The 26075-nt window shown below is 37.6% G+C and carries 22 protein-coding genes; 14 read left to right on the forward strand and 8 right to left on the reverse strand.

The features are described from left to right. Positions 1-58 precede the first annotated feature (58 nt). Together B5D82_RS01295 and B5D82_RS01300 are read left to right on the forward strand one after the other, a co-directional pair. Positions 59-1240: a sensor histidine kinase gene (locus B5D82_RS01295; RefSeq protein ID WP_081148592.1), complete on the forward strand. Its 1182-nt coding sequence runs from the start codon at positions 59-61 to the stop codon at positions 1238-1240. A gap of 435 nt (positions 1241-1675) precedes the next feature. Continuing rightward, entirely contained in the window at positions 1676-3385 is a 1710-nt protein-coding gene (locus B5D82_RS01300; protein ID WP_081148594.1) for a two-component system response regulator, read from the forward strand. 692 nt (positions 3386-4077) lie between these two features. Here the strand turns inward: B5D82_RS01300 and B5D82_RS01305 are convergent. Continuing rightward, positions 4078-5193, reverse strand: a complete 1116-nt coding sequence (locus B5D82_RS01305; RefSeq protein WP_081148595.1) for a DUF3083 family protein — start codon at positions 5191-5193, stop codon at positions 4078-4080. 157 nt (positions 5194-5350) lie between these two features. On the opposite strand from B5D82_RS01305, the gene B5D82_RS01310 reads away from it, so the two are divergent. From B5D82_RS01310 to folA, 6 genes are all read left to right on the forward strand, one after another. After that, positions 5351-5572 carry a DUF3820 family protein gene (locus tag B5D82_RS01310; RefSeq protein WP_081148597.1) on the forward strand — a complete coding sequence of 74 codons (222 nt, stop codon included), beginning with the start codon at positions 5351-5353 and terminating at the stop codon, positions 5570-5572. A gap of 468 nt (positions 5573-6040) precedes the next feature. After that, positions 6041-7297, forward strand: coding sequence for a beta-barrel domain-containing protein (locus B5D82_RS01315; protein ID WP_081148598.1), 1257 nt, complete (start codon positions 6041-6043; stop codon positions 7295-7297). Positions 7298-7497: 200 nt separating this feature from the next. Continuing rightward, positions 7498-7695, forward strand: coding sequence for a hypothetical protein (locus tag B5D82_RS01320; protein ID WP_081148600.1), 198 nt, complete (start codon positions 7498-7500; stop codon positions 7693-7695). A gap of 53 nt (positions 7696-7748) precedes the next feature. Further along, positions 7749-8762, forward strand: coding sequence for a rhomboid family intramembrane serine protease (locus B5D82_RS01325; RefSeq protein WP_081148602.1), 1014 nt, complete (start codon positions 7749-7751; stop codon positions 8760-8762). Between the two features lie 2 nt (positions 8763-8764). Beyond that, complete coding sequence (locus B5D82_RS01330) at positions 8765-10909, forward strand: peptidase domain-containing ABC transporter (RefSeq protein WP_081148603.1); 2145 nt, start codon at positions 8765-8767, stop codon at positions 10907-10909. Between the two features lie 265 nt (positions 10910-11174). Continuing rightward, the gene (gene folA, locus B5D82_RS01335; protein WP_081148605.1) at positions 11175-11663 is read left to right on the forward strand and encodes a type 3 dihydrofolate reductase; all 489 of its coding nucleotides are present in this window, start codon (positions 11175-11177) and stop codon (positions 11661-11663) included. 116 nt (positions 11664-11779) lie between these two features. Here the strand turns inward: folA and B5D82_RS01340 are convergent, their stop codons facing one another. The 7 genes from B5D82_RS01340 to lptD all read right to left on the reverse strand — a co-directional run bounded on the left by B5D82_RS01340 (position 11780) and on the right by lptD (position 20608). Continuing rightward, on the reverse strand, positions 11780-13798 hold the full coding sequence (locus tag B5D82_RS01340; RefSeq protein WP_081148606.1) for a methyl-accepting chemotaxis protein: 2019 nt from the start codon (positions 13796-13798) through the stop codon (positions 11780-11782). 173 nt (positions 13799-13971) lie between these two features. After that, positions 13972-14784 carry a symmetrical bis(5'-nucleosyl)-tetraphosphatase gene (locus B5D82_RS01345; RefSeq protein ID WP_081148608.1) on the reverse strand — a complete coding sequence of 271 codons (813 nt, stop codon included), beginning with the start codon at positions 14782-14784 and terminating at the stop codon, positions 13972-13974. A gap of 9 nt (positions 14785-14793) precedes the next feature. Continuing rightward, positions 14794-15186: a Co2+/Mg2+ efflux protein ApaG gene (apaG, locus tag B5D82_RS01350; protein ID WP_081148610.1), complete on the reverse strand. Its 393-nt coding sequence runs from the start codon at positions 15184-15186 to the stop codon at positions 14794-14796. Further along, the gene (rsmA, locus tag B5D82_RS01355) at positions 15179-16000 is read right to left on the reverse strand and encodes a 16S rRNA (adenine(1518)-N(6)/adenine(1519)-N(6))-dimethyltransferase RsmA (RefSeq protein WP_081148611.1); all 822 of its coding nucleotides are present in this window, start codon (positions 15998-16000) and stop codon (positions 15179-15181) included. Before rsmA ends, apaG begins: the two co-directional genes overlap by 8 nt. Next, a complete protein-coding gene (gene pdxA / locus B5D82_RS01360) occupies positions 15997-17010 on the reverse strand; it encodes a 4-hydroxythreonine-4-phosphate dehydrogenase PdxA (RefSeq protein ID WP_094122752.1) in 1014 nt (337 codons plus the stop codon). Before pdxA ends, rsmA begins: the two co-directional genes overlap by 4 nt. Further along, positions 17007-18329, reverse strand: a complete 1323-nt coding sequence (gene surA / locus B5D82_RS01365; RefSeq protein ID WP_425429882.1) for a peptidylprolyl isomerase SurA — start codon at positions 18327-18329, stop codon at positions 17007-17009. Before surA ends, pdxA begins: the two co-directional genes overlap by 4 nt. After that, a complete protein-coding gene (gene lptD / locus B5D82_RS01370) occupies positions 18329-20608 on the reverse strand; it encodes an LPS assembly protein LptD (RefSeq protein ID WP_081148616.1) in 2280 nt (759 codons plus the stop codon). Before lptD ends, surA begins: the two co-directional genes overlap by 1 nt. Positions 20609-20752: 144 nt before the next feature. Here lptD and B5D82_RS01375 point away from each other — a divergent pair, with 144 nt between their 5' ends. The 6 genes from B5D82_RS01375 to B5D82_RS01400 all read left to right on the forward strand — a co-directional run bounded on the left by B5D82_RS01375 (position 20753) and on the right by B5D82_RS01400 (position 26066). Next, on the forward strand, positions 20753-21754 hold the full coding sequence (locus B5D82_RS01375; protein ID WP_081148618.1) for an aminoglycoside phosphotransferase family protein: 1002 nt from the start codon (positions 20753-20755) through the stop codon (positions 21752-21754). Positions 21755-21805: 51 nt separating this feature from the next. Then, the gene (murU, locus tag B5D82_RS01380) at positions 21806-22507 is read left to right on the forward strand and encodes an N-acetylmuramate alpha-1-phosphate uridylyltransferase MurU (protein WP_081148619.1); all 702 of its coding nucleotides are present in this window, start codon (positions 21806-21808) and stop codon (positions 22505-22507) included. A gap of 35 nt (positions 22508-22542) precedes the next feature. Continuing rightward, positions 22543-23352: a co-chaperone DjlA gene (djlA, locus tag B5D82_RS01385; protein ID WP_081148621.1), complete on the forward strand. Its 810-nt coding sequence runs from the start codon at positions 22543-22545 to the stop codon at positions 23350-23352. 183 nt (positions 23353-23535) lie between these two features. Further along, the gene (locus tag B5D82_RS01390) at positions 23536-23826 is read left to right on the forward strand and encodes a hypothetical protein (RefSeq protein WP_081148623.1); all 291 of its coding nucleotides are present in this window, start codon (positions 23536-23538) and stop codon (positions 23824-23826) included. 97 nt (positions 23827-23923) lie between these two features. Beyond that, positions 23924-25171, forward strand: coding sequence for a hypothetical protein (locus tag B5D82_RS01395; RefSeq protein ID WP_081148624.1), 1248 nt, complete (start codon positions 23924-23926; stop codon positions 25169-25171). After that, positions 25155-26066: a metal ABC transporter solute-binding protein, Zn/Mn family gene (locus B5D82_RS01400; protein WP_081148626.1), complete on the forward strand. Its 912-nt coding sequence runs from the start codon at positions 25155-25157 to the stop codon at positions 26064-26066. The genes B5D82_RS01395 and B5D82_RS01400 overlap by 17 nt, the downstream gene beginning before the upstream one ends. Positions 26067-26075 lie beyond the last annotated feature (9 nt).

The raw sequence follows: 26075 nt of genomic DNA on the forward strand, positions 1-26075 counted from the left end.
TAAGACTATATTTTAATATAAATTATAGTCTATAAAAATCATTGGAAAGTTATAATTTATGCTAAAAACGTTGTTTTCAAATGAATTCATGCCACATGGCATGTGCTATATGTGGCGACCTGAGTTACTTTGGCTGCATGTTATTTCCGATGCTTTAATTTTCCTTTCTTACACCAGTATACCCATTACGCTAGTCTATATTCTGCGTATGCGTAAAGATTTAATTTTTTCGAACGTTATGGCGTTATTTGGCGCCTTTGTATTGCTGTGCGGCCTTACCCATTTGTTGGCGGTGTGGAATGTCTGGAACGGCACCTATTGGTTAAGTGGCGGGATGAAAGCTATGGCCGCTATTGTTTCAGTGGCTACGGCTTATATGTTGTGGAAGCTAGTACCTACCTTAAAAAACATTCCGACTGTTGAGAAACTTAAAATTGAAGTTGAAAAACGTGAAGCAGCAGAAAAAAAATTGCAAGAAAAAGCCAGCATATTAGCCATTGAATCTAAAAGGTTAAATGACTTAAATGACGAATTAGAAGCTTATGCCTTTGCATCATCACATGATCTTAAATCACCTTTGCGGGGTATTAGACAATTAGCGAGTTGGATTGAAGAAGATTTACAAGCAGAGGGTTTTACCTTACCTGAAGATTGTCGCGAACATTTTGATGTCATGAAATCAAGAATAACTCGCATGGAACACTTGTTAGATGATTTACTAGCCTATTCAAGGGCGGGTCATATCTCAGGTGAATTGACATTAATCAATGTTAAAAAGTTATGTTTTGAGTTACTTGAACTTTTAAATACTACATCAAAAACCACCTTACATATTGATGATAATATTAAAGAATTTAAGTCATTTCAGGCTCCGTTAGTTTTAGTGATTCGAAATTTATTAGACAATTCAATTAAGCATAACAATAAAAAAGGCGGCAATATCTGGCTTGATATTATTGAGAAAGATAACTATTTTGAATTTAGTATTAAAGATGATGGCCCAGGGGTGAACGCCAGTGATTTTGATCGAATAACTCGAATTTTTAGTACGTTAAAAGCCAAAGATGAAGTCGAGGGGAGCGGTATGGGGCTCGCTATAATTCAAAAAATTATTAACAAATTTGATGGTTCGCTAACTTTTGCCAGTGAAGAAGGCGAAGGTTTAACCGTAATATTTACTTGGCCCCAAGAACATTATTTAAAAATGCTAATGGCTGCAGAAATAACACAAAGGGGATAGGGGCTATGGCGCAAAACTATAACGAAGTTACTATCTTAATTGTTGATGATGTCATTGATTTAGTTGGTATTAAACCTGCGTATTAAAAATACGCATCGAAGTCCTTCTGAAAGAGTTAGAAATGGTGTTGAAGCCCTTGAGGTATTACGAAGTAAATTGGCCGGTAAATCTATCATCGTATTGTTAGATTTGAATATGCCAATAATGGAGGGGAAGTATTTTAAACGAAATCCGAGATGATGCTGAATTAAATAGCATCATAATATTTTTTACCATGCCTAAATCTGACGAAGATAAGTTAGCAGCATATGAAAAAATATAGCAGGCTATGTGGTTAAGTTAGCGTTAGCTATTTCTTTTCAAAAACGGATCGATTTGTTGACTTGTTGTTGGCAAGTCATTGAATTTAATTATATTAAAAAATAAGGTTGGAAGTTGAAAATTTTACTAGTTGATGACGATCGCGTTGATCGAATGGCCACTAAAAGACTGTTAAAGCAATCAGATTTCGATCTGGAGATAACAGTAGCAGTTACGGGCTATGAAGCCTTAAGCGGCATGAAGTCAACAGAGTATGATCTAGTCTTGTTAGATTACAACCTACCAGATTTAACCGGGTTGGAGGTTTTACAGCATGCGACTAAAAGTGGCATCGGAAAAACCGCCATTATCTTTTTATCAGGTATAGAGAATGAAGCTTTGGCGCAGCAATGTTTAGAGCTTGGTGCGCAAGACTTCTTATTAAAAAAAGACATTAATCCTGCGCATTTACGCAAAGCTATAACACACTCAAAACTTCGCCATGCCAATGAAATGCAATTAGATAAAAATCGTTCAGACATGCAAGACCTTGCGGAGCATGATCAACTTACTGGCCTGTTAAATCGGTATGCATTTGAAGCCAGACTATCAACAACAAAGTCGATGAGAGAGCGATTAAGCACTGGTTTAAGTCTAATGTTGCTTGACTTAGATAATTTTAAATGGATAAACGATACCCATGGTCATGACCGAGGCGACGAGGTCTTAATTGAAGTGGCAAAACGCCTTCAAAGTGTATGCCGTGAGGAAGACTACCTATGTCGCTTAGGGGGAGATGAGTTTGCGCTTGCTATAATGTGTCAGGAAAAAGACTATTCATATGTAGTCGCAGAGCGAATATTTACCGCATTTAAACGTCCACATGAAATGAAAAATCTAGTCGTCAATATTGAGTGTAGTATTGGTATCGCTGATTTTACGGATGAAAAAGATATACTAAATGATGTTTTAAAAAAGGCCGATCTCGCTATGTACAGAGCGAAAGCTGATGGTCGAAATCGTTTTCACTACTTTAATGAAACATTGCAAGATATAGCAGAACGCCGAATTTCAATCGCGGCTGAATTACGCAAGGCTATTATGTATGACGAGTTCGTGGTTTATTATCAGCCTCAGTTATCAGCCGATAGTAATACAATAGTGGGTGCTGAAGCATTGGTTCGTTGGCAGCATCCTGAGCGGGGCATACTTGGCCCACAGGAGTTTTTAGATATTGCTGAAGAAACTGGCTTAATTGAAGAAATAGACCAAATCGTTCTGGCAAAAGCTAGTAGTCAAAGGAACGCTTGGCAAAAAACATTAATAAAGAGTACTGACTTCAAAATTGCCATTAATATTTCAGCTAGACACCTAAAGAGTGATACATTTTTAGATAGTGTACAAAAAGTGCTTGCAGAAGTTAACATCGATCCAAGTTTGATTGAGTTAGAAATTGTCGAAAGCGAATTAGTACAAGACTTTGCCAAAGCCGTAAATGTAATATCTCGATTAAAAGCCATGGGGGTGGATTTAGCTATTGATGACTTTGGTACCGGGTATTCATCTTTAAGTTACCTTAAGCACCTTAATGTACAAACGTTAAAAGTTGATCGCTCATTTTTGTCTGATGTCCCTCATGACAAAGCAAGCTGCCGGTTGCTTAAAGGGTTAATAAATTTAGGTAAATCAATGGAACTTAAGGTCGTTGTTGAAGGCGTTGAAGATGCTCAGCAATTAAGAAAATGTCATGAATATTTTGGTGATATAGTACAAGGTTACTTCTTTTCGGTGCCATTAAACGCAGAAGACTTTGCCGCATATTACAACCAATATAAAAGCAGTTAAACGGTGGCATAATACAACTTAATGAAATTATAAATTCTATGATGTGGTGTTATTCCTGCTATGTTATCTTAATAAAATCAGTTACTTGTTAATGTTTTAAATAAGGCTGAACACGATTTTCTCAGTATGAAATTTAACACCATAACTCCACTATAACTCCACCATAACCCATCGAACAATTGATATGCCTAGTTTCCAAACGGAGTAACTTTTTACCAAGCATCTGCTCGAAGCACAGTACTTTACTACGTTCAATACTCAGTTTTTCTTACCAATCATAAAACCTTGGTTTCGAGCCTATGCTCCATTCATAAACTGAAAAATTAAGTATCTTGCTTTATACCAAGTTGATTAATTAACGGCTCATTTTTAATGGCTAAAATTAATAATGACGGCGTTATAAAATTTATAGGTAGAATAATGACTGACTAAATTTTATGCCTTGTCATTATCCATTTTCCCTCATAAAAAAATAGATCACTTAATTAATCAAATAGTTATTAAAAATCGCTGACTTTATTTTTGCAAGATGAATCGAGGCGTTATTTTAGAGCGTCACACAAAGATGATGCTGTTGATTTGTTTGGCCCATTGTTTTGATGTCGTTAAGAATTGTTGATTGGTAAGGCAGGAGCAGACAATACAGCGCACCTAAAATTGTCTTGTTCAGTCTAAGGTGCACACGTCTGGTGTTACGATAAGTTAAAGGCAACATGTTGATGAAAACGTAAGGTTAATTCGTCTTTTTCTGTTGGAATTTCAAGTTCAGTTGCAAATAAACCCATGGCTTGCTCTATTTGATTAACAAATTTAGCATAATTCTGTTCTTCGCCATTTTGGCAGTTAGCAACAAAGATTAATTGCACATTATCGACTAATGCATCTGCTTGCCATTTGCTGACAATTCCACATGGACTTTGCTTTGGGTTGTAACCGAGCATTTGTAATTCGCCTACCTTTGACACTAAATCATGCAAACTATGTCTAACAAGAGGGACCAAACCATTGGCGATAAGTGCACCATTATTTAAGTTAAAGCGCTTTGCCACTAATGAAAAGGTATCAGTTAAATAGGTATAAAGTGGGTTGTAGGGATCTGTTGTAGCAGAATCTATATCAACTAACCCAGAGATCCTATGATCAAGTGTTAAGTCGACAATCGCATAGGTAATTGATGACATATTTTCAGCTAGTTTTACATCTTGGCTCGCATACCTTTGTGCTATCGGCCTAAATTTATGTGCCTGGCTTGCGTTACAGCCTTTACTTTTAGCAAAAATATCATAGGTTAAATGCTGGTGATCACGCATGCGTATAGCGTTTAGTGGCAATGCTAATTGCTCAGAAAACTCTCCAAGCAGTGCTTTTACCCGTTGATGAAAGTCTGCCGCACTCGCTCTAATATCATTACCTGATGCTAAAAAAACTAAAGTGATTTTTTTTGCTCTGTTATTGGCATCAAAAAATGAATTTTGCAGTACATGCTGCTGTGGGTCGTAGTAGAAAATTATTTGCTGTTTCGTTTGCCACTGGTGCATTTCTTGGCTATAACGTACACGCACTAATTTGTCGTTAGCAACTAATATGCTATTCGTGATGGTATTGTCGTTACTTAAGGTAAATAGTAAATCGGCTAACGCTTGGTAACAAGCATAGTAATTTGTACTACCGCTGCTATTAATATGCGTAGGTAATTGCGAAAGCAGTTGATCTGTTAACCTAAATTCAGCCAAAATATACTGATTATCGCGCGCGTTAACTGGTATATAAGCTTTTGGGGCAGCATTTCGTTTCCTAACTATTGACATAACATCTCCCTGAAAAAAACTTAGGTATCAACTTGATACCGATTGAAATAAATATGTCTTGGATTATAAGCACTAGGTGTGACATTTTTATGTCAAAGAGTAATCGTATCAGCAGTAATTAATAATATTTGGAGGCTCAATTGAGCATGTGTAACTTATGTCGATAGACAATAATGCAGAATTAATTGCTGCGATAAATCAGATAATGCCCTTCGGTAAATACAGCGGCAGAAAACTGCTACAGTTACCTGAACCCTATTTAGTTTGGTTTTACGGTAAAGGCTTCCCAGAAGGAAAACTTGGCGAACAATTAGCGCTAATCTATGAAGTGAAGCTGAATGGTTTAGAAGATATGCTGAGACCCTTGTTAAGAGGGTAATCCTGTTTATAGGATTGTTTAAATAAACTCTCTAAGTGCGGATCAGGGCGTTTTTATAAAACGCTATTCCACATGGATTTAGCGTTATTTATATTTATAACAGTCACTTATTTTATCAATGTCAGTGATTAGTAATCTACTTTATATGCAGTAATCGGCTGCTTTAGTCTAGTCATAGCCAAATAATTAGTGAATTTGGTTTTACTTAATACAACCCTTTAAACACAATGAAATCCCACCTAGAAAGCTTAAATTAATTCAATACAGCTTGTGTTGTTTAAAAAGTTTATCTAAACCATTCTCTGCTAATATTAAAATTTATCTTAATTAAATATTTAATTAATTTCTTGATATTTATCATTATTTTACTTAAATAATATTTCTTTCACTTTTTAATCAATACAGCAACTTGACGAAATTACTTTAGTGAACTAATTTTTCTAAAGCTCTACTATCAAAGGAATTGGTATGTCGTTATTTAGAAAGGAAGCTGTCTCCCATCAAGGTGAGCGTTTAACCGGTGCTATTACCTTAGCCCAGCCATTATCTATAAAACTTACGGTACTAACTTTAGTCTTAGTTGCTGTTGCAATTATTACTTTCTTGTTCAGTGCAGAATACTCTCGTAAAGAAACAGTACGAGGCTTTTTAATGCCAAACAAAGGTGTTATCAAAAGTTTTGCAAGTCAAGGTGGAACCATCGAAAAGCTATGGGTAAAAGAGGGGGACACAGTTACTAAAGGGCAGTCACTTGCGACTATCGTAGTTCAGCAGAGAAATAGCAATGGTATTGATTTAAGTACACAACTTTCCGAACAACTCAAAACCCAAGCGAATTTATTAGCAGATGAAATAACTCAACATCTAGCGTTAAAAGTTCAAGAGCTTTTAAATTTAAAAATTCAGAAAGCGGGTTTAAATAATGAAAAATTAGCACTTGAAAATCAAATGACTTTAGCTGACGAAAAGCTGCATTTGTTAACGGAGCAGCAATTAGATTTCAATCAGTTAAATAAAAGTGGCTATGTATCAAACCTAGAAAACGAGCGTCAGCAACAGGCATTACTTGAGGCCAAGCAAGAAAAACAAAATACCGCTCGATTACAGCTTCAACAGCAAAACCAATTAAACCAAGTTGCCTTTAATATTAATAATATTCCGCAACAATATACGTTACGTATTAATAATTTGAAGCGGCAACAAGCAGATCTCCTGCGTCAATTAGCTCAAGTGGCAAGTAATTATAAATACACTATCACTGCAAGCAATAACGGTTTAGTGACGGGGATTCAGGTAGTAGAAGGGGAAACCTTATCGCAATCAAAGGCGCAATCTAAACCTTTATTACACATACTTCCTGAGGGCTCAGAATTAATTGCAGAGCTTTTATTACCCACACGATCTGCGGGCTTTATTCAAGTTGGTAACAGCACACGTCTAAGGTTTGATGCTTTTCCTTACCAACGCTTTGGCTTTATTAACAGTGAAATTGTAAGAATTGATCAAACATTAATTGCCCCAAATGAAATACAGCTCCCTATTACATTACAAGAGCCTGTTTACCGTTTACGCGCGAAGTTAAATCATCAACAAATGCAAGCGTTTGGAAAGTCGTTTGATTTGAAAAGCGGTATGTTGTTTGAAGCCGATATTATGCTTGAGCAGCGTACATTAATTGAGTGGTTACTTGAGCCTATTTATAGTCTGAGAGGCAGAGTAAGTTAGTAAACCATAAAGTAATCAAAAGAATTTTTCTGGTCAGACTGTTATTTATATCTAAACAGTCTTATTGGGAAATAGAGTGGCCGACTTTAGATAAACTTTAGCGAGATCAACTAAAGTCAGCCTATTAACAACTAACTCAAATGATTGAGTTAGTCCTTAACAACCGACAACTAATTGTCGGATACATGGAGTATAACATTATGCGTGAATTAAACGTAAATGAAATTAAAGAAGTGGGCGGTGGGATTAATGGTTACGAAGGTGCAGGGTCAATAATGGCTATTGTCGGCTTTGGTTCACTATTTACTCCAATTGGTATAATAACAGGTGGAATAGCACTCGGAGCGGCCGGTGGCTTAGCTCTAGGTGAATTTTTGGCTCGTTTACGCCACAATTAGGCTTATTAAAAGCCACCGCGTTTCGGTGGCTTTATCAATTAAATTTAAAAACTATGAAAGTACCTAAATGGCTTTATTGTAGTGCGTTACCACTTAAAGATAGAACTGCAATTGAAATTACTTCTGAAGTTAAAAGACATTCTGATGCATTTATGCATGAGAACGGACAGCTTAAAGCATGGCAACCTCAGCAAAATCTATTAATAAATATTGATGGCTATAGCCGCAAGTTACCACCCATTTATTGTGAAAAGTTACAGCAATCTATTATGAGAAACTTGAAGTGTAAGCATCAATATATGTTTGTGGGGTATTTAGTTCCTACAATTATATTCCTAATTAATTTCTTGTTTTTAGGTTTCAAAATAGACGCCATAGAATGGTCATTTATTTTTTTATTAATGTCCATATTATATGCTGTTGAATATTATTGCGGCCTAAACACTATAAGAGGAATCAAAGAAAGAGCATTATTTTTTAACTGGTTTTATAACTCATCTTTGGTCGGAAAGTCTTTATTAATTTGTACCCTATTTGGTATAGCCATAGGCGTTACACAACTACTTTTGTTTCAGTATTTAGGGAATGAAGATGAAGTATTTAAAGTTTTCGGTGTTATGTATGATGATTTGCGTCAACATCAATACTGGAGATTGATTACAGGGCCATTGCTCCACTACTCAATATTACATTACCTTAATAATTTTTTGATGTTATCAATGATCGGTACATTATGTTTGAGCTTAATTGGATATAAAAGTGTTTTAGTATTTTTTTCTGGGAATGCTATTGGTGCCTATTTCCAGTTCACATTAGGCCTTCAACATTTAAATAACTGCGGTGGGATATCATTTGGAGTTTATAGCCTTTTTGGTTTTATATTGGGTTTTAATTTTTTCATTAGAAAAATATTGCCTAAAGGTTTTTTCTTATCTTTATTGGTTATAGTGCTTATCGGCTTTTTATTTAGCGAATTACTAATAATTAATTCTGCTTCAGTAGGGCATGTTGTTGGATTTTTCTTTGGTGTGTTTTCTAACCTATTCTTATTTAGAAGCGCTAAATAGCCATGATTGAAAGCACTGATGTAAATAAATTGAGCTTTTCATTCGATAAGGCGATACCTATTATTCTGCAATCAGAACTTGGAGAATGTGGACTTGCTGCTATGGCGATGGTCGCAAGCTATCATGGTCATCAGCTCGATATGCCAGCTATGCGTAAGCGTTTCTCTGCTAATTTAAAAGGCATGAATTTACAGCAGATCATTGATTTAGGTGACAGTTTGGGCTTGGCCAGTCGTGCCTTACAGTGCCCAGTTGAAGATGTAGAAAAGTTGGCGCTTCCATGTATATTGCACTGGGATTTAAATCACTTTGTTGTCTTGACTAAGGTCTCAGGCAAAGGCGCTAAGTTTTTCATTAATGATCCCGCAGTTGGCAAGCGCGTCTTAACTGCAGAGGAATTTAGTCAACATTTTACCGGTGTTTGCTTAGAGCTGGCGCCAACTAATAAGTTTGAAGTAAAACAAGAACAAGTTCGAATGAAGTTCACTCAGTTGTGGAGCTCAATGTCTGACTTGAAAGCAGGACTATTCAAATTAATAGGCTTATCGCTTGTTTTGCAATTATTTGCCTTAATGGCGCCCTATTATATGCAATGGGTGGTTGACGAGGTCTTAATTAGTTTTGATAAGCCATTACTGACTGTCTTAGCTATTGGCTTTGCTTTGATCGCTATTATTTCTGTGGTGACTAATGCAGTACGTAGTTGGCTTATTTTACGTTTATCAAGCTTGCTTAATATGCAAATGGGAGTGAATCTGCTTAGGCATTTATTGCGCTTGCCGATGAATTATTTCGAATCACGACATATCGGTGACATTGTTTCAAGATTTGGCTCTTTAGCACAAATACGCGAACGTATTACCACGGGTTTTGTTGAAACGCTTGTTGATGGTGTTATGGCAATTACTGTCTTAATTATGATGGCACTTTACTCTTTGAAGTTAACTGCCGTGGTACTTGTGGCTATTGCCTTATACACGATAGTCCGGTTAGCTTTATATCGCCCACTACATCAAGCTACAGAAGAAATGATTCAAAATTCAGCTAAAGAACAATCTAACTTCTTAGAAAATATTCGTGGTATGCAAACCATTAAACTCTTTGGGAATGAATCGCAACGTCAAGGTGTTTGGCAAAACCGTTATGCGGAAGTTATTAACAGTGAAATTCGTTTAGGTCGATTGAATATCAGTTTTGACTCTTTTAATAAATTACTATTTGGATTAGAGAACGTATTGGTGATTTATTTCGCTGCTATAATGGTCATGTCTAATAGTTTATCGGTAGGTATGGTATTGGCATTCATTGCCTATAAAGGACAATTAACCAGTCGATTTGCTAACTTGATAGAGCAAATTATTCAATTTAAAATGATGCGTTTACATCTTGACCGTATTGCCGATATTGCGTTAACAGATCAAGAGGCTAACCGAGAAGGCGAGGCTACCTTTGCTGATGAGCCCAAAGGTAAAATTAAATTAGAAAATATTTCTTTTAGTTACAGTGAAGATCAAGCGCCTATTTTAGATAATGTTAACTTAACGCTTGAAGCAGGAGAGTCCATTGCTATAACGGGTCCGTCAGGTGCGGGTAAAACTACTTTAATGAAAATTATGCTGGGGTTACTGCAACCAACATCAGGAAGAGTATATCTTGATGGCAAAGATATTAATCAACTTGGTTTGAAAAATTACCGTAAGCATATAGCGGCTGTGATGCAAGACGATACCCTGTTGGCAGGCTCTATTGCAGATAATATTAGTTTTTTTGATCCTCAACCCAATTATTTAAAAATAGAACAATGTGCTCATCTTGCCGCTATTCATGAAGATGTTAATAAAATGACTATGGGCTATAACTCGCTTGTGGGTGACATGGGCTCTAATTTATCAGGTGGCCAAATTCAACGCTTATTGCTTGCTCGTGCGCTCTATCAAACACCATGTGTGTTATTTCTGGATGAAGCGACAAGTCACCTAGATAAAGACAACGAAACTAAAATAAGTGAACAAATCCAACATTTACCCATGACACGAGTCATGATTGCTCACCGACAAGAAACCATTAATATGGTTGAAAAAGTATATGTGCTCAATCACGGAACGTTAATTGATATCAATGACAGTATTTCTGAAGCTATCAGCTAACTAGCGTTGTTAATTAATACTCCATTATTGCTCGGACAAAGTTTTGAATGTTAATTTTATGCTCAATGCTTTTTACAACTATCTATAAGTACCTTAGCAACATTAGCTTAAAGCGTAAAAGTTGAGTGTCACCAGTTAGTTTTTTATTAGCATTTATACTCACTGAAATAGACACATTCGTAACGATAAAAATGTCCCTTTTTTGTTGACTGTAATAACGTATAATATTTTAAAATTTAGCCGTACTAAGAATTAAATAATCCTCATGACCATACTCTCAATGATAGTCGCGCACGCTAATAATCGTGTTATCGGAAAAAACAATGATATGCCGTGGCACTTGCCGGCGGATTTGGCTTACTTTAAAAAAACGACCTTAGGTAAACCCATTATTATGGGGCGAAAAACATTTCAATCTATTGGGCGGCCATTACCGGGGCGGAAAAATATTGTAATTTCGCGAGACGAGAGCTATCAAGTTGCAGGCGTTGATGTGGTAAATTCTGTTGAAGCAGCTTTGGCTTTGGTTGTTGATAGCGAAGAAGTGATGGTTATTGGTGGTGGTGCCATTTACCAACATTGTTTAGCGGCGGCGCAACGCCTTTATATTACCCATATAGACGCCGATATTGATGGCGATACATATTTCCCTGAATATGACTTATCGGTTTGGAAAAAAGTCGCTAGCGATATTCGCCCGAGTGATGAAAAAAATCAATACCAATTAGATTTTTCGGTTTATGAAAAATCTTAAAGATTAAGTTGGGTTATATCAAGCCAATATAGACCTATTGATATAATACTTTTTAGAGAAGGAAAAAGAGCGCTGATGCGCTCTTTTTTGTTATTTAAGCTTTATGATAACGATATTTAAAGTTTAAATTCTTGTACTGATTGTTGTAATTCTTCAGCTAAACGGGCTACTTCACTGCTCGATTCTGCCGTTTGTTTAGAGCCTGCTGTAGTTTGCTCAGCAATGGCCACAATTGACTCAAGATTTTCGCTTATTTCATGGGCAACCACGCTTTGTTCTTCAGCTGCTGTAGCTATTTGTGAACTACGATCAAAGGCTTCATGCACCGCGTGTGTAATAGTATCGAGTGCTTGTTCTGCTTGAATACTTTGCTCAACACAGTTCGTTGCTTGTTCCTTACCTTGAGCCATAACAGAAACGGCTTTTTCTGCACCGCCTTGTAGCACTTCAATCATATTTTGAATTTCTTGGGTCGACACTTGAGTCCGGCTCGCTAAGGTTCTTACTTCATCAGCAACAACCGCAAACCCACGTCCGTGTTCCCCAGCTCTAGCGGCTTCTATCGCGGCATTTAGTGCTAGGAGATTAGTTTGGTCTGCAATGCTTCTAATTACGTCAAGAATCCCGCCAATTGATGCGCTATCTTCTTGTAATTTATTAATAACTTGTGAAGCAGACTCTACTTCAGTGGCTAATAATTCAATAGTATGACGGTTACGGCCAGAAATAACTTTTACACGTTCAGCTTCGTCATCAGCTTGTTTTATTTCACCTAAGGCATCATTTGCACTTGAAAGTACACTCTGTGCCGTACTGCTCATTTCAGTGGTCGCAGAGGCGGCTTGTTCTACTTGCATGCGTTGTTCTTCAATTGCTGTCGTGCTTTGGGCTGTTACCGCTGAGGTTTGCTCTGCAGCTGTTGCTAGCTGGATTGAGCGACTGACGATGCTTTGAATTAAGTTACGCAGGCTATCAATTAATAAATTACAGTTATGTGACAATTCAGCGAATTCATCATTACCACTTTCGTCAAGCTTACGAGACAAGTCGCCTGATGCTACGACATTAAGCATTTCGTTCACACGCTTTAAAGGGCGGGTAATGCTGGTTAAAGTTATAAACGCGATAATGATAGCAAGGGCAACTGAAATTAAAGTGATAACAAAAGTATTGCGTGTGCCTTCAGAAACAGACTTTTCAACTAAAGTGCCTGTTGCCATTGTCGTTTCATTAGCTAAATCTACCTGTGTGGCCAATATTGCATTTGCGCTATTGATACCGTTTTCTGCTGATTTTAAGCTTGCGGTTGCCGCTTGAATGGCGTTTAGTTGGTTATTTTTATTGCTGAAAATATTATCACTACCTGTGATGTAACCTTGTAATGATGCAAAACTATCTGTTAATTCATCTGGAATGTCAGTTATGCCTTTTAAGTTTAATTCATTAACTACATCATCAACTGATTTTTTAATGTCATTAAATGAGTTTTCAATTTCACTAGCGACTAAAGATGCAGACTGTTGATCTTTAACTTCACGATATTCAAAAGATGAACTAACAATGCTATTGAGTAGGGTCTCTAAACGTTCAGCTAAACTTACGGCACGTTGTAATGTTGATGATGCAAGTTCGTGGTCGCCTAGATCGAGTAAAATAGTCGCTGTATCGTCTGCTTTTTCTTCGATAATATCTATTTTTTCAGACAAAGTAATATGTTGTTCTATAGCAAGTTTTCTATTACTAAGTACCTTGTCTATTTCGTTTTCCAAGCTATTGTAAATAGGATCTACTTTGCGTAAATTTGCGAGTAAACTTGCTTCGTTTTGAACAATCTCTTTTAATTTTTTTAGGTGTGCCCTAAAATTATTTTTGTCAGCATCGAAAGCATTATAGTTTTCGGCGAGTGGAGCTAGTGAAGTTTGGTAGTATGCGCGTAGGGTTAGGTTGCCAATACTCGTTAGATTGTTAGCTAAGTTATTACTTTCTTTTAGCGTTGGTATGGCAAGTTCATTTTGCTGTTTAGTCGCATGACCAATAGTGCTTAAGCTATTCCATGATATTGCGCTGGTTAAAAAGAGTAAAAGGGAAATAATGGTAAAACCACCAATTATTTTCATCGCTACGGTTAATTTCATAAAATCCACCAATATATAAATTAAAATATTTTTTTGAACACATGAAAATTAATAAACTTATTAAAGATACACACGAACATTAATTATTATTATTAGACTACAAAGGAATGTATAAAAGTCTAGGGCTAGTATAGCAAGCTAAGTTATATTTTAAACAAATGCTAAGCTTTATCTCAGTTTTTATGTGATTGCTCGGTAAATAACCTTTTATCATGCCATCTAAGCATAGTCAGATGTTGCCCCCAAACGCAGCCAGTATCAAGTGCGTATATATTTTTAGCTGGGCAGTGACCCATTAAAGCAGCCCAATGACCAAATACCCATTGAGTATCATCGGATACGTGCTGAAATTCAAACCAAGGTGATAATTCTTTTGGTGCAGAACTAGGACTCTCTTTACAGCTAAAGTCTAAACTGCCATCAGCAAAGCAATAACGCATACGGGTTAGAGAATTAATGGTATACCTAAAACGGCCCAGCTCATCGTCGGCGTTTTGCCAACTTGTGGGCTGCTCGCCATACATGTTGCTTAACCATGCTTGGCTTGCTGAAGAACTTAAATGTTGATGTGCTATTTGTGCCTGCTCAAAAGCTTGTTGCGGTGTCCACTGCGGAGAAAGTCCTGCATGGCTCATATAAACTTCTTCGTCGGGCAATTTTTGAATCAGTGGCTGTTGAATTAGCCAATGCATTAGATCTGCCACATCAGGGGCTGACAATAATGTCGATAGATGATCTTGCTTTTTTACTTTTTTAATACCTTGATAAACGGCAAGTAAATGCAAGTCATGATTGCCCAAAACTACTTTAGCATTATTTCCAAGCGATTTAATAAGGCGTAATGTTTCAAGAGAGTTAGGACCGCGGGCAACTAAGTCACCCGCAACATAAAGTTGGTCGCTGTTATTTGAAAAACCAACTTTTGTTAATAAAGCATCTAGTTCGCTATAGCAGCCTTGAATGTCACCGACGAAATAAACTGCCATTTGCGTTCTCTAATTTAGGATGTTGGGCTTTGCTAAGCGAAATACGGGAATATCAACTTGGATTAATTCTGCTGAATCTGTGCGCATTTGATAGTGTCCTTGCATATTGCCTAATGGAGATTTCAATACGCAACCACTACTATAAGTAAAACTTTGATCGGTTTTAATAAAAGGTTGCTGGCCTATAACACCTTCACCAGTCACGGTGCTAGAATCACCATTAGCGTCGGTAATTAACCAATAGCGACTGAGAAGTTGCACCGTTTCTGCACTATTATTTGTAACAGTAATGGTGTAACTAAAAACAAACTGTTGCTCTGCTTCTATAGATTGCTGAGCAATGTAGTCAGTAACTACTGAAACTTGAATATCAGCGACCGACGCTACTTTGTCATTACTCATCGTCTAGTTCTACCGGGTTGTCAGTAACAAAATTAGCTAACATAACAAAATCGGCTAACGCTAGGTTTTCAGGGCGTAGTCCGGGATCTATACCTAACTCCGTTAACTGTTCGACAGAAATAAGTTTTTTAAAGCTGTTACGAATAGTTTTTCTACGCTGATTAAATGCGGCTAAACATACTTTATTAAGAGAGTTAATATCTTTAACTGGGTTCTTAATGGTTTTATGCGGTACTAATCTGACAATAGCAGAGTCTACTTTCGGTGCTGGCTTAAAGGCCTCTGGCCCTATTTCCATTACTGGAATAACTTGGCATTGATATTGTGTCATGATCGACAAACGGCCATAAGCTTTACAATTTTCACCCGAAGCCATGCGTTGAACAACTTCTTTTTGTAGCATGAAGTGCATATCTTTTACTTTATCTTTGAAAGTCAGTAAGTGAAAAATAAGCGGCGTTGAAATGTTATAAGGTAAATTACCAAAAATGCGTAACGGTTTCTCGTCACTGGCTAATTGAGCAAAATCAAACTTCAAAGCATCTTCTTCATAGATCGTTAACTTAGGTGCCAAAAATGGATGATGACGTAATCTATGCGCTAAATCTCTATCTAACTCAATCACGCTGAGTTGGCCAGCACGATCGATAACAGGCTCGGTAAGTGCGCCTAAACCTGGGCCAATTTCAACTAAGTTTTCACCTGGTTCTGGGTTAATCGCGTCAACGATATCGCTAATTATGGCTTCATTATGTAAAAAGTTTTGTCCAAAGCGTTTTTTGGCTTGATGACCTAAATGGGAATTTTTACTCATAGTGTTTTGTGCTCTAATGCATCTTTTTCATGGTTATTAGCCAAAGTTATCGCCGTGTTTATGGCTTCATAGAAGCTGCCCGCATCTGCTGTATCTGTACCCGCTAAATCTAAAGCAGTACCATGATCGACAGATGTTCTGATGAATGGCAGACCTAATGTAATATTTACTGAAGAGCCAAAACCTTTATATTTAAGTACCGGTAAGCCTTGGTCATGAAACATGGTTAAAATAGCATCGGCGTCATCTAAGTATTTAGCTTGGAAAATAGTATCAGCAGGTAATGGCCCGATAAGGTTCATGCCTTCTGAGCGTAATTCGTCTAAGGCAGGGATCATTACATCAATTTCTTCACGACCAAGATGGCCATCTTCACCCGCATGTGGGTTGATACCACAAACATAAATCTTCGGATCAGGAATGCCAAATTTATTGATTAAATCTTGGTGTAATATGCGCGCTACTTTTTGCAGTCTTTCATGTGTAATAGCTTTAGAGACGTAAGCTAAAGGAATATGCGTGGTGACTAGCGCCACTCTTAATCCCTCTGTTGCTAACATCATTACTACGTCAGAGCAGTTAGCTTGATGAGCAAAATACTCGGTATGGCCGCTAAATGCGATACCCGCTTTATTAATTAAGCCCTTATGAACAGGCCCTGTAACTACGGCGTCAAATTCACCCGAAATGTTTTTTTCACTAGCAATACGTAATGTTTCAACGACATAGCGACCATTGTTAGGGTTAGCTACACCTGCTTCGCAAACGTCTTCTAATGGCACTGGCAACACAATAAGTGTTCCCGCTTTATGTGCCGTTACTTCATCATTGACGTTATAGAGCTTAATGTTGAGCGGCAAGTTTAATAACTTCGCCCTTGCCGTTAATAACTCAGGAGATGCAACAGCAACAATTTGTATTGGCCAATCTTGCTGTGCGACTTTTATCATCAGATCTGGGCCTATTCCTGCGGGCTCTCCTGGCGTTATTGCAATTCGTCTTAACACTATTTTTTACCTGTTTCTAGAATTTCTATGTACGCTTCATCGCGTAATTCTTTGATCCAACGAGCACCTTCCATACCAAATTTACGGTTGTAAAGTAGTTGGTAAACGCGGTTCTCATTCATTTGCTCAGTGGCATCTAATGTTCTACGGCCAGTTAATTTAGCTATGTGCCAACCAAAAGATGAACGAAAAGGTTTATGAACTTCGTCGATATCTAAACTGGCTAATGCTTCGGCAAATGCTGGGTCATATTTACTTGGCTCTGACCAACCTAAGTCGCCACCGCGAACAGATGTAGGCCCTTCAGAATGTTTTTTGGCAAGTTCAGCAAAATCAGCTTCGCCAGCATTGAGTTGTTCAACAAAGCCTTGTAATAACGCTTCTGCCTTCGCTTCACTAAGAATAATTGAAGGTTTTATCAATATGTGACTGGCTTTTACTTCTTCAACTTCCATGGTTTGACGACCGCGAATATCAACTAACTTCACGATACTGAAACCTAAACCCGTACGGATTGGGCCAAAAACGCTGCCTTTGTCCTGACCATCAACTAATTCAGAAAATAGCGTTGGCATTTCATTGATTGTTTTCCAACCTAAATCACCACCTTCAAGGGCATTACCACCCCCTGAAGAGGTCATGGCGATATTAGTAAAGTCGCTACCATTATTTAGTAATTCAAGTACTTTCTCAGCACGTACTTTAGCGGCACTGATATCTGCTTGTTTCGGATTATTCGGGAATTCGATTAAAATATGTCCTAAGCGGTACTCTACGTCGGCGTTAGTTTGTTCTTTCATAACCGATAATAAGTTGGTGATTTCTTGTGGTGAGATATAAATGCGACGACGTAAGCTAGCGCGTCGAACTTCACCTGAAATTAACTCATTTCGTACATTTTCACGATATTTTTCATAATCTAGGCCGTCTGAAACAAGTGCTTGGCGAAACGACTCAAGCGACTGCTTATTTTCTTTTGCCATATTAGCTAAGGTTTCGTCGAGTTGGGCATCGCTGATCTGAACACCCATGCGCTCACCCAGTTGCGATATAATCGCGTCGTTAATTAACTTATCCATGACTTGGATACGCAAAGCGCGATCCGAAGGTAAGGTTTGGTTATTCTTTTTTGCTTGCAAGGTAATAGAAGTAATAAGATCTTTAACTTCAGATTCTAATACCACACCACTATTGACCACCGCTGCTACTCGGTCCAGTTCAACTTCAGCTGCCAGACTCTGCTCGAGTGAGCTTAAAATAAACACCGAGCTAAGAAGTAATAATTTCAATGAATTTTTCATGTAACGTAAATTTCTTTTAATTAGTTATTGAGGAAGTAAGGGCGTTTATAGCCGAATATACTTGAATTAAACATATCTCCAACACTGTTGGAAGATTTATTGCTATTTATGCCATTATATACAAATTGAATATTAAAACTGCTATCAAATGCATCACGATTTTCGTCTATGTTACCAGCGTCGTCAATTTTAGAGTTAATATTGCGATGGTAAGTAAAGCGAATACCCCAACAACAACTACTATATTCAAGGCCCGCATAGCTTTCAATGCTGCGTTTTCCTTGTAGGTCTTGTGTAAATCGACCCACAAGTTGCCATCGTTGGGCAATCTTAACATTAGTCGCAAGCGACATTTGTTCTAATGACTCTCCTGAGACATCACGCGCATATCGATGGTTCAATTGAATTGTTTGATTATTGGAAAATAAATAATCTAATGTGGTTTGGCTTTTATTAGTAACGCCTAAATCTGTATTATATTGAATGTCAGAACTAAACTGCCAATTGCGACTTAAGTTGACAAAAATATCGGCTGCAAGTGCTGATTTATCGACTAAAGCATCTTGGTCGGTATCGTCAATTTTTCCATCGTTTAAATAAACGATACGCCCTAAACTAAAACGTAGTACTTCATTATTTTCTTCGGTCAATAATCGACTCGTAACACCCCAAGATATTTGGTTGGCTTGTGCTATACGATCAATGCCGCTAAAACGACGGTCGCGGAATAAACCATTGTAGTCATCTTGTAAGTTTGTTGTATCGTAAATACCAATGTTGTTTTGCTCTTTCTCAGGAATATAAAGGTATTGTAATTGTGGCTCTAGTGTTTGGTTATAGTCGCTATTAAATAAAGCAATATTGCGGTCGAAATTCACCCCACCATGAAGACGTACTTTAGGTAAAGTTCTGCTGATGTTTTTTTCTAAAAGGCTATTGTTACTAATGTTTTGTTGACTGTAATTGGTTTGTAGCACTTTTAATTCTGAATTTAGAAACCATGCAGGCGTCACCATTGGATATAACAATCCGGCTTCTACGTGGTATCTTTGGGCCGTTGGTTTGGTTTTATCTGAAGTATCAAAACTTGAAAATTCAGCATAAATGTCAAAAAGGCCATCAAAATCATCAAACGTCTGCTGACGGCTTGCTTCTATTTGCGGTAAGGTTTTGTAACTCTGCTGATGATTACCTAAAAGTTCAAAATCTTGCATTTTCAAGGTTGTTTGCCAGTTATCGGCAAAGTAGGCAAGCTCGCCTACTTGATAGAGATATGCATCGTTGGAATTGAATTGGCTACTGCCCAAATCAACAAGGTAGTTATCATCGCTAATGGTGGTGTAATCGACGTGTGCTCTAAATCGCTCTGAAAATGTACCTATATGCTGAAATCGAGCTAAATAGCGTGAATCATCATTATTGGTAAGCTTTTTATCTTTATTAAGATATTCAATATCAACTTGTCCTGACTGTAAACCTTGTAAATATCTAAATTCAGTAATTAATTGCGTTCCTCGCTCCGACATATAGCGGGGCGTTATAGTCGCATCCATATTTTCTGAAATATTTACATAATAAGGCGTTTCAACTTCTAGGCCTGAGCTATTTGAAGTACTGATTTTTGGATATAAAAAACCTGACTGTCGATCATCACTGATCGGCATGGTTAAATAAGGGATATATAAAATAGGCACATCAAAAAGGCTAAAACGGGCATTATAAGCTTCAAGCGATTTTTTATCAGATGAAATGGTAATTTCACTTGCACGCATCTGCCAATCAGGCACTGGATCATAACAAGTGGTAAAGCTTGAATCGATAAAGCTTAAAGTCTTGCTATTGCCATCAATGTTGATTTCTTTTGCACTACCGTGGCCGGCAGAGCCATTTAATTGATAAGAAGTTGACGTAAGTGACGTAGATTTTTTCTGTTGATTTATAATGAGTGACTCAGCAAAAATATCTATGCCTTTATTTTGAAAGTGAATATCGCCATTCGCATCGACCGATGAGGTGCTTCTATTAACAGATAATTCATCGGCAACAATCGATTTATCTTGATTAAGTAAGGTAACACCACCGGTAAATTTGGCAAATTTACCTTTTTTAATACTTGAGGTTGAAGATAAAATAGTAAAGCTTTCATCCGCTTGTTTACCGGTTTCGTTGGCAATATTAGCGTAAAATGGAATCGGGCATTGGCTCGTTATATTTGTATTTATTTCAATGTTTTGCGCCTTACTACCAAATGTAAACGATATCAGGCAGAGAAAGGAAATTTTGTTTAAGGGAAAACGCATTTATGATCCGGGTAATTAACTTGAAAAATACAAAGCCTAGTTTCAGTTCGGCATTTTAACGCTAAAGGCAATAATAATATAGCAATTTTCATTAGCCTGCGAATTAGTTATATTGGTACTATCATTTTTTAGAGATATCTCCCATTGAGTAATTTAAGAACTACGGCATTATTACACTGGCTAGAAAGACATTTTTCGGCGGAAAATATTAACTTAAAAGCACTAACGGGAGATGCCGGCTTTCGACGTTACTTTCGCTTTGAGTATCAAAATCAGAGCTATATCGCGGTTGATGCGCCGGTTAATTTTTCAAATAATCAAGCTTTTGTAGATGTGCAGCAAATTTTGCAGGGCGTTGGCGTTAATGTGCCTAACATTTTAGCGGTTGATCTAAATCAAGGTTTTCTTTGTCTTAGCGACTTTGGCCATACCGTTCTATCAGATCGCCTATCAAACGAGAATATGCAGCTACATTACACCCAAGCGATAGTTGAACTGAGTAAGATGTTAAAATGCCAAACAGCATTAGTTGCAGGGTTGCCGTATTATGATGAAAAATTTATCGAAACTGAGTTGGCCATCTTTAGCGACTGGTTATTAGAAAAACATTTAGGGATATATTTAACGGGCGACGAAAAAGCAGCTTTAAACGAGTGTTTCGAAACATTGATATCTGCCATTGTTGAACAACCTAAAGTTTTTATGCATCGCGATTATCACAGTCGGAATATTATGCTATTGGATGATGGTGAACTTGGTATTATTGATTTTCAAGATGCAGTTCAAGGCCCTGTTATTTATGATTTAGTGTCACTATTAAGAGATTGTTATGTACGTTGGCCTAACGAGTTAATAACGCCGTTAATGGAAGCATACCGCCAGCAGGTCGAAAACGCTTTCCCTGAAGAGAATTTAACGAAAGAAAAGTGGCAATATTGGTTTGATTTAACTGGCCTGCAGCGCCATATAAAAGCGAGTGGAATTTTTGCACGCTTACATCATAGAGATAATAAGTCAGGGTATTTAGCGGATATTCCACTTACTTTAGGCTACATACAAGATGTTAGCGCACAATATGATAAACTCAGTTTCCTGCATGAATTAATCACTAAACGCGTAATACCGGCAGTAGATAAATTGAGTTAATTCTAACTAATGGCTTAACTTAAATGTTAATTTAATTTTGGAAAGTTTTTCATGAAAGCAATGATTTTAGCAGCCGGGCGTGGTGAACGAATGCGACCACTAACCGACAGCTGCCCCAAGCCGTTACTTAAAGTAAGAGGGCTAGCGCTGATTGAATACCATATAAAAAATTTAGTGGCGGCTGGTATTAACGATATTGTGATAAATCACGCTTGGCTGGGTCAACAAATTGTCGATTATCTCGGCGATGGTGAGCGATTTTCGGCGAATATTAGTTACAGTGAAGAAGCTAGCGCTTTGGAAACTGCTGGTGGTATTATGAAAGCGTTGCCAATGTTGGTAGAGCACGAAGATGATGTTTTTGTCGTGATTAATGGCGATATTTATTGTGATTATAATTTAAAGAATTTACCGCAATTGTCTGCTGAGTTTAACGCTCACTTGTTGTTAGTTGAAAATCCAGAACACAATCCCAAAGGCGACTTCCAACTTGCCAAAGGCATGCTAGTTAATCCTAAAAGTAACCAGCAAGAAACTTATACCTTTAGTGGCATTGCGCTCTACCGTAAAAGTTTCTTTAAACAATATACGGCAACAGAGCACGATGCCTTAATGCAGCTAACAAAAATACAACCTTTAGCACCGATGTTAAGAGCGGGTGCTGAGCAAAATAAAGTATCGGCTAGTGTTATCACATCGGCTTGGACAGATGTTGGTACGCCTGAACGTTTAGCTAAGCTAAACACTATTTAAACAGTTTTATATTTAATTAATTATTGAGTTTTACGATGCGAATTTGGGGTAAAGTTTTAGGTTTTTTATTTGGTTTAATGCTAAGTAAAAATATTTTTGGTGCACTATTAGGTGCATGGCTTGGACATCGTTTTGATAAAGGCCTTGGCCTAAATTTCAATTCTTTAGGTGGCGCTAAAAGTGAAGCTGATCGACAAGCAACATTTTTTTATAGCAGTTTTTCGGTTATGGGCTATATAGCAAAAGCTAATGGACAGGTTACGCAACATGAAATTGCCTTTGCCACGGCTTATATGGATAAATTGGGTCTAAAAGGTTCATTACGCCAGCAAGCCCAAGATGCATTTAGAGATGGAAAAACGACAGGTTTTCCACTCACTGAAAGATTAACAGAATTAAAATCTGCAGTAGGAAATCGTCAAGATTTATTATTACTGTTTTTAGAAATTCAAATTCAAGTGGCCTTTGCCGACGGTAGTTTAGACACCGATGAACGTGAAGCATTGCATCAAATTGCTAATGGTTTAGGGTACTCAGCTCAAGAGTTAGATAAATTATTAGAGATGATTATCGCCGGTGCTAACTTTCATCAACAAGGGCAACGCGGTGGCAACCAAAGTTTTGCGCAATCAGGAAAGCAACTTGAAAATGCCTATAAAGTTCTCGGTGTTTCAGAGAACGACTCGGCAAGTGATATTAAAAAAGCTTACCGTAAACTTATGTCACAACACCATCCTGATAAGTTAGTGGCGAAAGGCTTACCACCAGAAATGATGGAAACGGCTAAGCAAAAAGCACAAGATATACAAGCAGCCTATGAATTAGTTTCAGCACAAAATAAATAATTTTTCATAGCATATTAAAAATTTCATCTGGCTCGTGTATTTCAATAAAATGCATTATTGTTAGTGACTTTAATGCGTTAAAACTACTCTTTTATATGGTAGACGACGTTATAGATACTTGCGCGCAAGACAGCAAGTCGCGTAAACTACTGTCGATTTTGATTTAATCATTGGATAACACAAATGTTATTTTCGGCAACTAACAGACGATCTATCGCAATATGGCTTAGCGCTATATTGTTAGTCATGTCTGTGGCTGCTTCTGCGCATAGTGTTGAACATATAGATGATGGTGCTAAACAGCATTGTACTTTGTGCTTTCACCAGCATCAATTCGATCAAGTACTACCGCAGCAAGACGCCAATCTTGACTTTATTAGCCAATTAGCAGAACCAACCGTAACTGCTCAACCAATATTAACATTAACTCATAGTGTTAATTACCATAGTCGCGCACCTCCCGTAGCTCTCTAAAAGCAATTATTTAACAGTTTTTATCTTTGCATGTCCAACTGCCAATGTAGCAGGTGGGTTTTTGTATTCGTGTTTAATTTATTTTAGAGATTTTCAAATGAAAAATTTTCAATTTTTTCCACCTCGCTTATCCGCTGTCATATCGAATTCTTTAGTTATTTTGTCGCCTGTGAAAGTTAGCGCAGCCTTCATATTAACCGGCATTTTCCCCATACTTTCTTTTGCACAAACACCAACACTTTCTAATCTCACCGTTAGTGCCGTTTTAGATGGTTATTATCAAAGTGAAGATCGGTTAATGACCGAGAGGGTAAAAGGTTTTGGGCTAGGTGAAACTGAGTTAGCATTTAGTGCCAGTATCGATGATATGTTTTTTGGTAAACTCACCACTGTTTTCGAATCACATGACGGTGAAAGCGAAGTTAACGTCGAAGAAGCCTTTATACAAACCATGGCATTGCCGAATGGCTTTACATTACGAGCAGGGCGTTTTTTATCAGATATTGGCTATTTAAATAATCAACATCTTCATACGGATGCTTTTACCAGTAGACCGAGCGCTTATCGGGCATTTTTAGGTGGGCACTACTTCGATGATGGACTGAGAGTTAGTTATATCGCTCCAACAGATTTGTATTGGACTATGGGCGCTGAAGCTTTTGCTGGTGACAGTCTTCGAGCTGAGGATGAAACTGGTGAGCGAGAATTTGACAGTACAGGGGTTTATACTGCGTTCACTAAAATTGGTGGTGATATTGGTATTGAAAGCTCATGGCAGATAGGTGCAAGCTATTTACGTAATGAAAATGGCCAATTAAGCCCCGAAGATCATGACGAAGAAGGTGGTGAAGATACCCACGCTCATTCAGCGAGTTACACCGGCAAGAATACTTTGGTGGCTGATTTTGTTTATAAGTGGGCGCCCAATGGCAACTATAAATATCAACATTTAACACTGAGCGCTGAATATTTTAGAGTCAGTGACTTTATGTTACCTGAACTTCATGACGCGCATGCTGAAGAAGAACATGAGAACGAAGAAAGTAATACTAAAGATTATCACCAAGCTTGGTATGTCAGTGGTGTTTATCAGTTTTCACCACATTGGTCAGCAGGATTACGATACGGAAAGTTAGATAGCCAGTTGCAACATGATGCACATTTTGATCAACAAACGCTTAAAGAAACTGAGTTAAGTATCGCTTGGCATAATAGCCATTTTTCTACGGTCAGAGTCGAGTTTAGCCATCAAAGCAATGTTGGCTTTGAAAGTGTAGAAAATGATAATGTTATTACTTTGCAATATGTTATGGCAATGGGAGCTCACAATGCGCATCAATTTTAAATACTTATTAAGCAGCACCTTACTGATTATAAGTCAGAGTGCTTTTGCGCAAATGAATATTTTTACTTGCGAACCAGAGTATGCCGCCTTAGCAAAAGAATTAGCGCCTGATGCGCGAATATATTCGGCAACAACAGCCATGCAAGATCCACATCAAGTGCAAGCACGACCAAGTTTGATTGCTAAAATGCGCCAAGCAGATCTTGTGATTTGTGCCGGTGCTGATCTAGAAGTAGGCTGGTTACCTATGTTGCAAATGAAAGCGGCAAATGCCCGAGTGCGAAGTACAGACAAAGGCTTATTTTTTGCAGCTGATCATGTGAAAACTTTAGATCAAATGAATAATGTCGATCGAAGTATGGGGGATGTGCATAGTGCGGGTAATCCGCATGTACATTTTTCACCACAACACGTGTTAGATATTGCTAAAGCATTAACAAGTAAGTTAATACAACTAGACGTAAATCAAAGAGACTCGTATCAGCAACGATTCACAAACTTTTCTGAACGTTGGCAGTTAGCCATGGCACAGTGGCAAATTAAAGCAAGTCGCTTGCAAGGTATGAAGGTCATTGCTTATCACTCAAGCTTTCGCTATTTATTTGACTTTGTCATTATTGAACAAGTAGCAGACTTAGAGCCTAAACCGGGTTTACCTCCAACGAGTAGCCACCTTGCAAGTTTGTTAAAGCAAGCGAAAAAGGACGATATATCGGCGATTATTGTTGCCTCTTATCAAGACCGACGTGGCGCAGACTGGTTAGCTGAAAAATCTAATTTACCTGTGGTTGTGTTGCCATTATCGGTCGGTGGTAATGAGCAAAGTACTGATTTATTTAGCTTGTATGACAGTGTGCTAGATTTATTGAGTCAAGCATACATCTTACAAAAATAGCGTAGCAAT

The sequence above is a fragment of the Cognaticolwellia beringensis genome (genome assembly GCF_002076895.1).
Lineage (GTDB): Bacteria > Pseudomonadota > Gammaproteobacteria > Enterobacterales > Alteromonadaceae > Cognaticolwellia > Cognaticolwellia beringensis.

Coding starts and splice junctions, on each gene's coding strand:
- B5D82_RS01295 (WP_081148592.1), top strand. CDS start 59: ATGCTAAAAACGTTGTTTTCAAATGAATTCATGCCACATGGCATGTGC.
- B5D82_RS01305 (WP_081148595.1), bottom strand. CDS start 5,193: ATGTCAATAGTTAGGAAACGAAATGCTGCCCCAAAAGCTTATATACCA.
- B5D82_RS01310 (WP_081148597.1), top strand. CDS start 5,351: ATGTCGATAGACAATAATGCAGAATTAATTGCTGCGATAAATCAGATA.
- B5D82_RS01315 (WP_081148598.1), top strand. CDS start 6,041: ATGTCGTTATTTAGAAAGGAAGCTGTCTCCCATCAAGGTGAGCGTTTA.
- B5D82_RS01320 (WP_081148600.1), top strand. CDS start 7,498: ATGCGTGAATTAAACGTAAATGAAATTAAAGAAGTGGGCGGTGGGATT.
- B5D82_RS01325 (WP_081148602.1), top strand. CDS start 7,749: ATGAAAGTACCTAAATGGCTTTATTGTAGTGCGTTACCACTTAAAGAT.
- B5D82_RS01330 (WP_081148603.1), top strand. CDS start 8,765: ATGATTGAAAGCACTGATGTAAATAAATTGAGCTTTTCATTCGATAAG.
- folA (WP_081148605.1), top strand. CDS start 11,175: ATGACCATACTCTCAATGATAGTCGCGCACGCTAATAATCGTGTTATC.
- B5D82_RS01340 (WP_081148606.1), bottom strand. CDS start 13,798: ATGAAATTAACCGTAGCGATGAAAATAATTGGTGGTTTTACCATTATT.
- B5D82_RS01345 (WP_081148608.1), bottom strand. CDS start 14,784: ATGGCAGTTTATTTCGTCGGTGACATTCAAGGCTGCTATAGCGAACTA.
- apaG (WP_081148610.1), bottom strand. CDS start 15,186: ATGAGTAATGACAAAGTAGCGTCGGTCGCTGATATTCAAGTTTCAGTA.
- rsmA (WP_081148611.1), bottom strand. CDS start 16,000: ATGAGTAAAAATTCCCATTTAGGTCATCAAGCCAAAAAACGCTTTGGA.
- lptD (WP_081148616.1), bottom strand. CDS start 20,608: ATGCGTTTTCCCTTAAACAAAATTTCCTTTCTCTGCCTGATATCGTTT.
- murU (WP_081148619.1), top strand. CDS start 21,806: ATGAAAGCAATGATTTTAGCAGCCGGGCGTGGTGAACGAATGCGACCA.
- djlA (WP_081148621.1), top strand. CDS start 22,543: ATGCGAATTTGGGGTAAAGTTTTAGGTTTTTTATTTGGTTTAATGCTA.
- B5D82_RS01390 (WP_081148623.1), top strand. CDS start 23,536: ATGTTATTTTCGGCAACTAACAGACGATCTATCGCAATATGGCTTAGC.
- B5D82_RS01395 (WP_081148624.1), top strand. CDS start 23,924: ATGAAAAATTTTCAATTTTTTCCACCTCGCTTATCCGCTGTCATATCG.
- B5D82_RS01400 (WP_081148626.1), top strand. CDS start 25,155: ATGCGCATCAATTTTAAATACTTATTAAGCAGCACCTTACTGATTATA.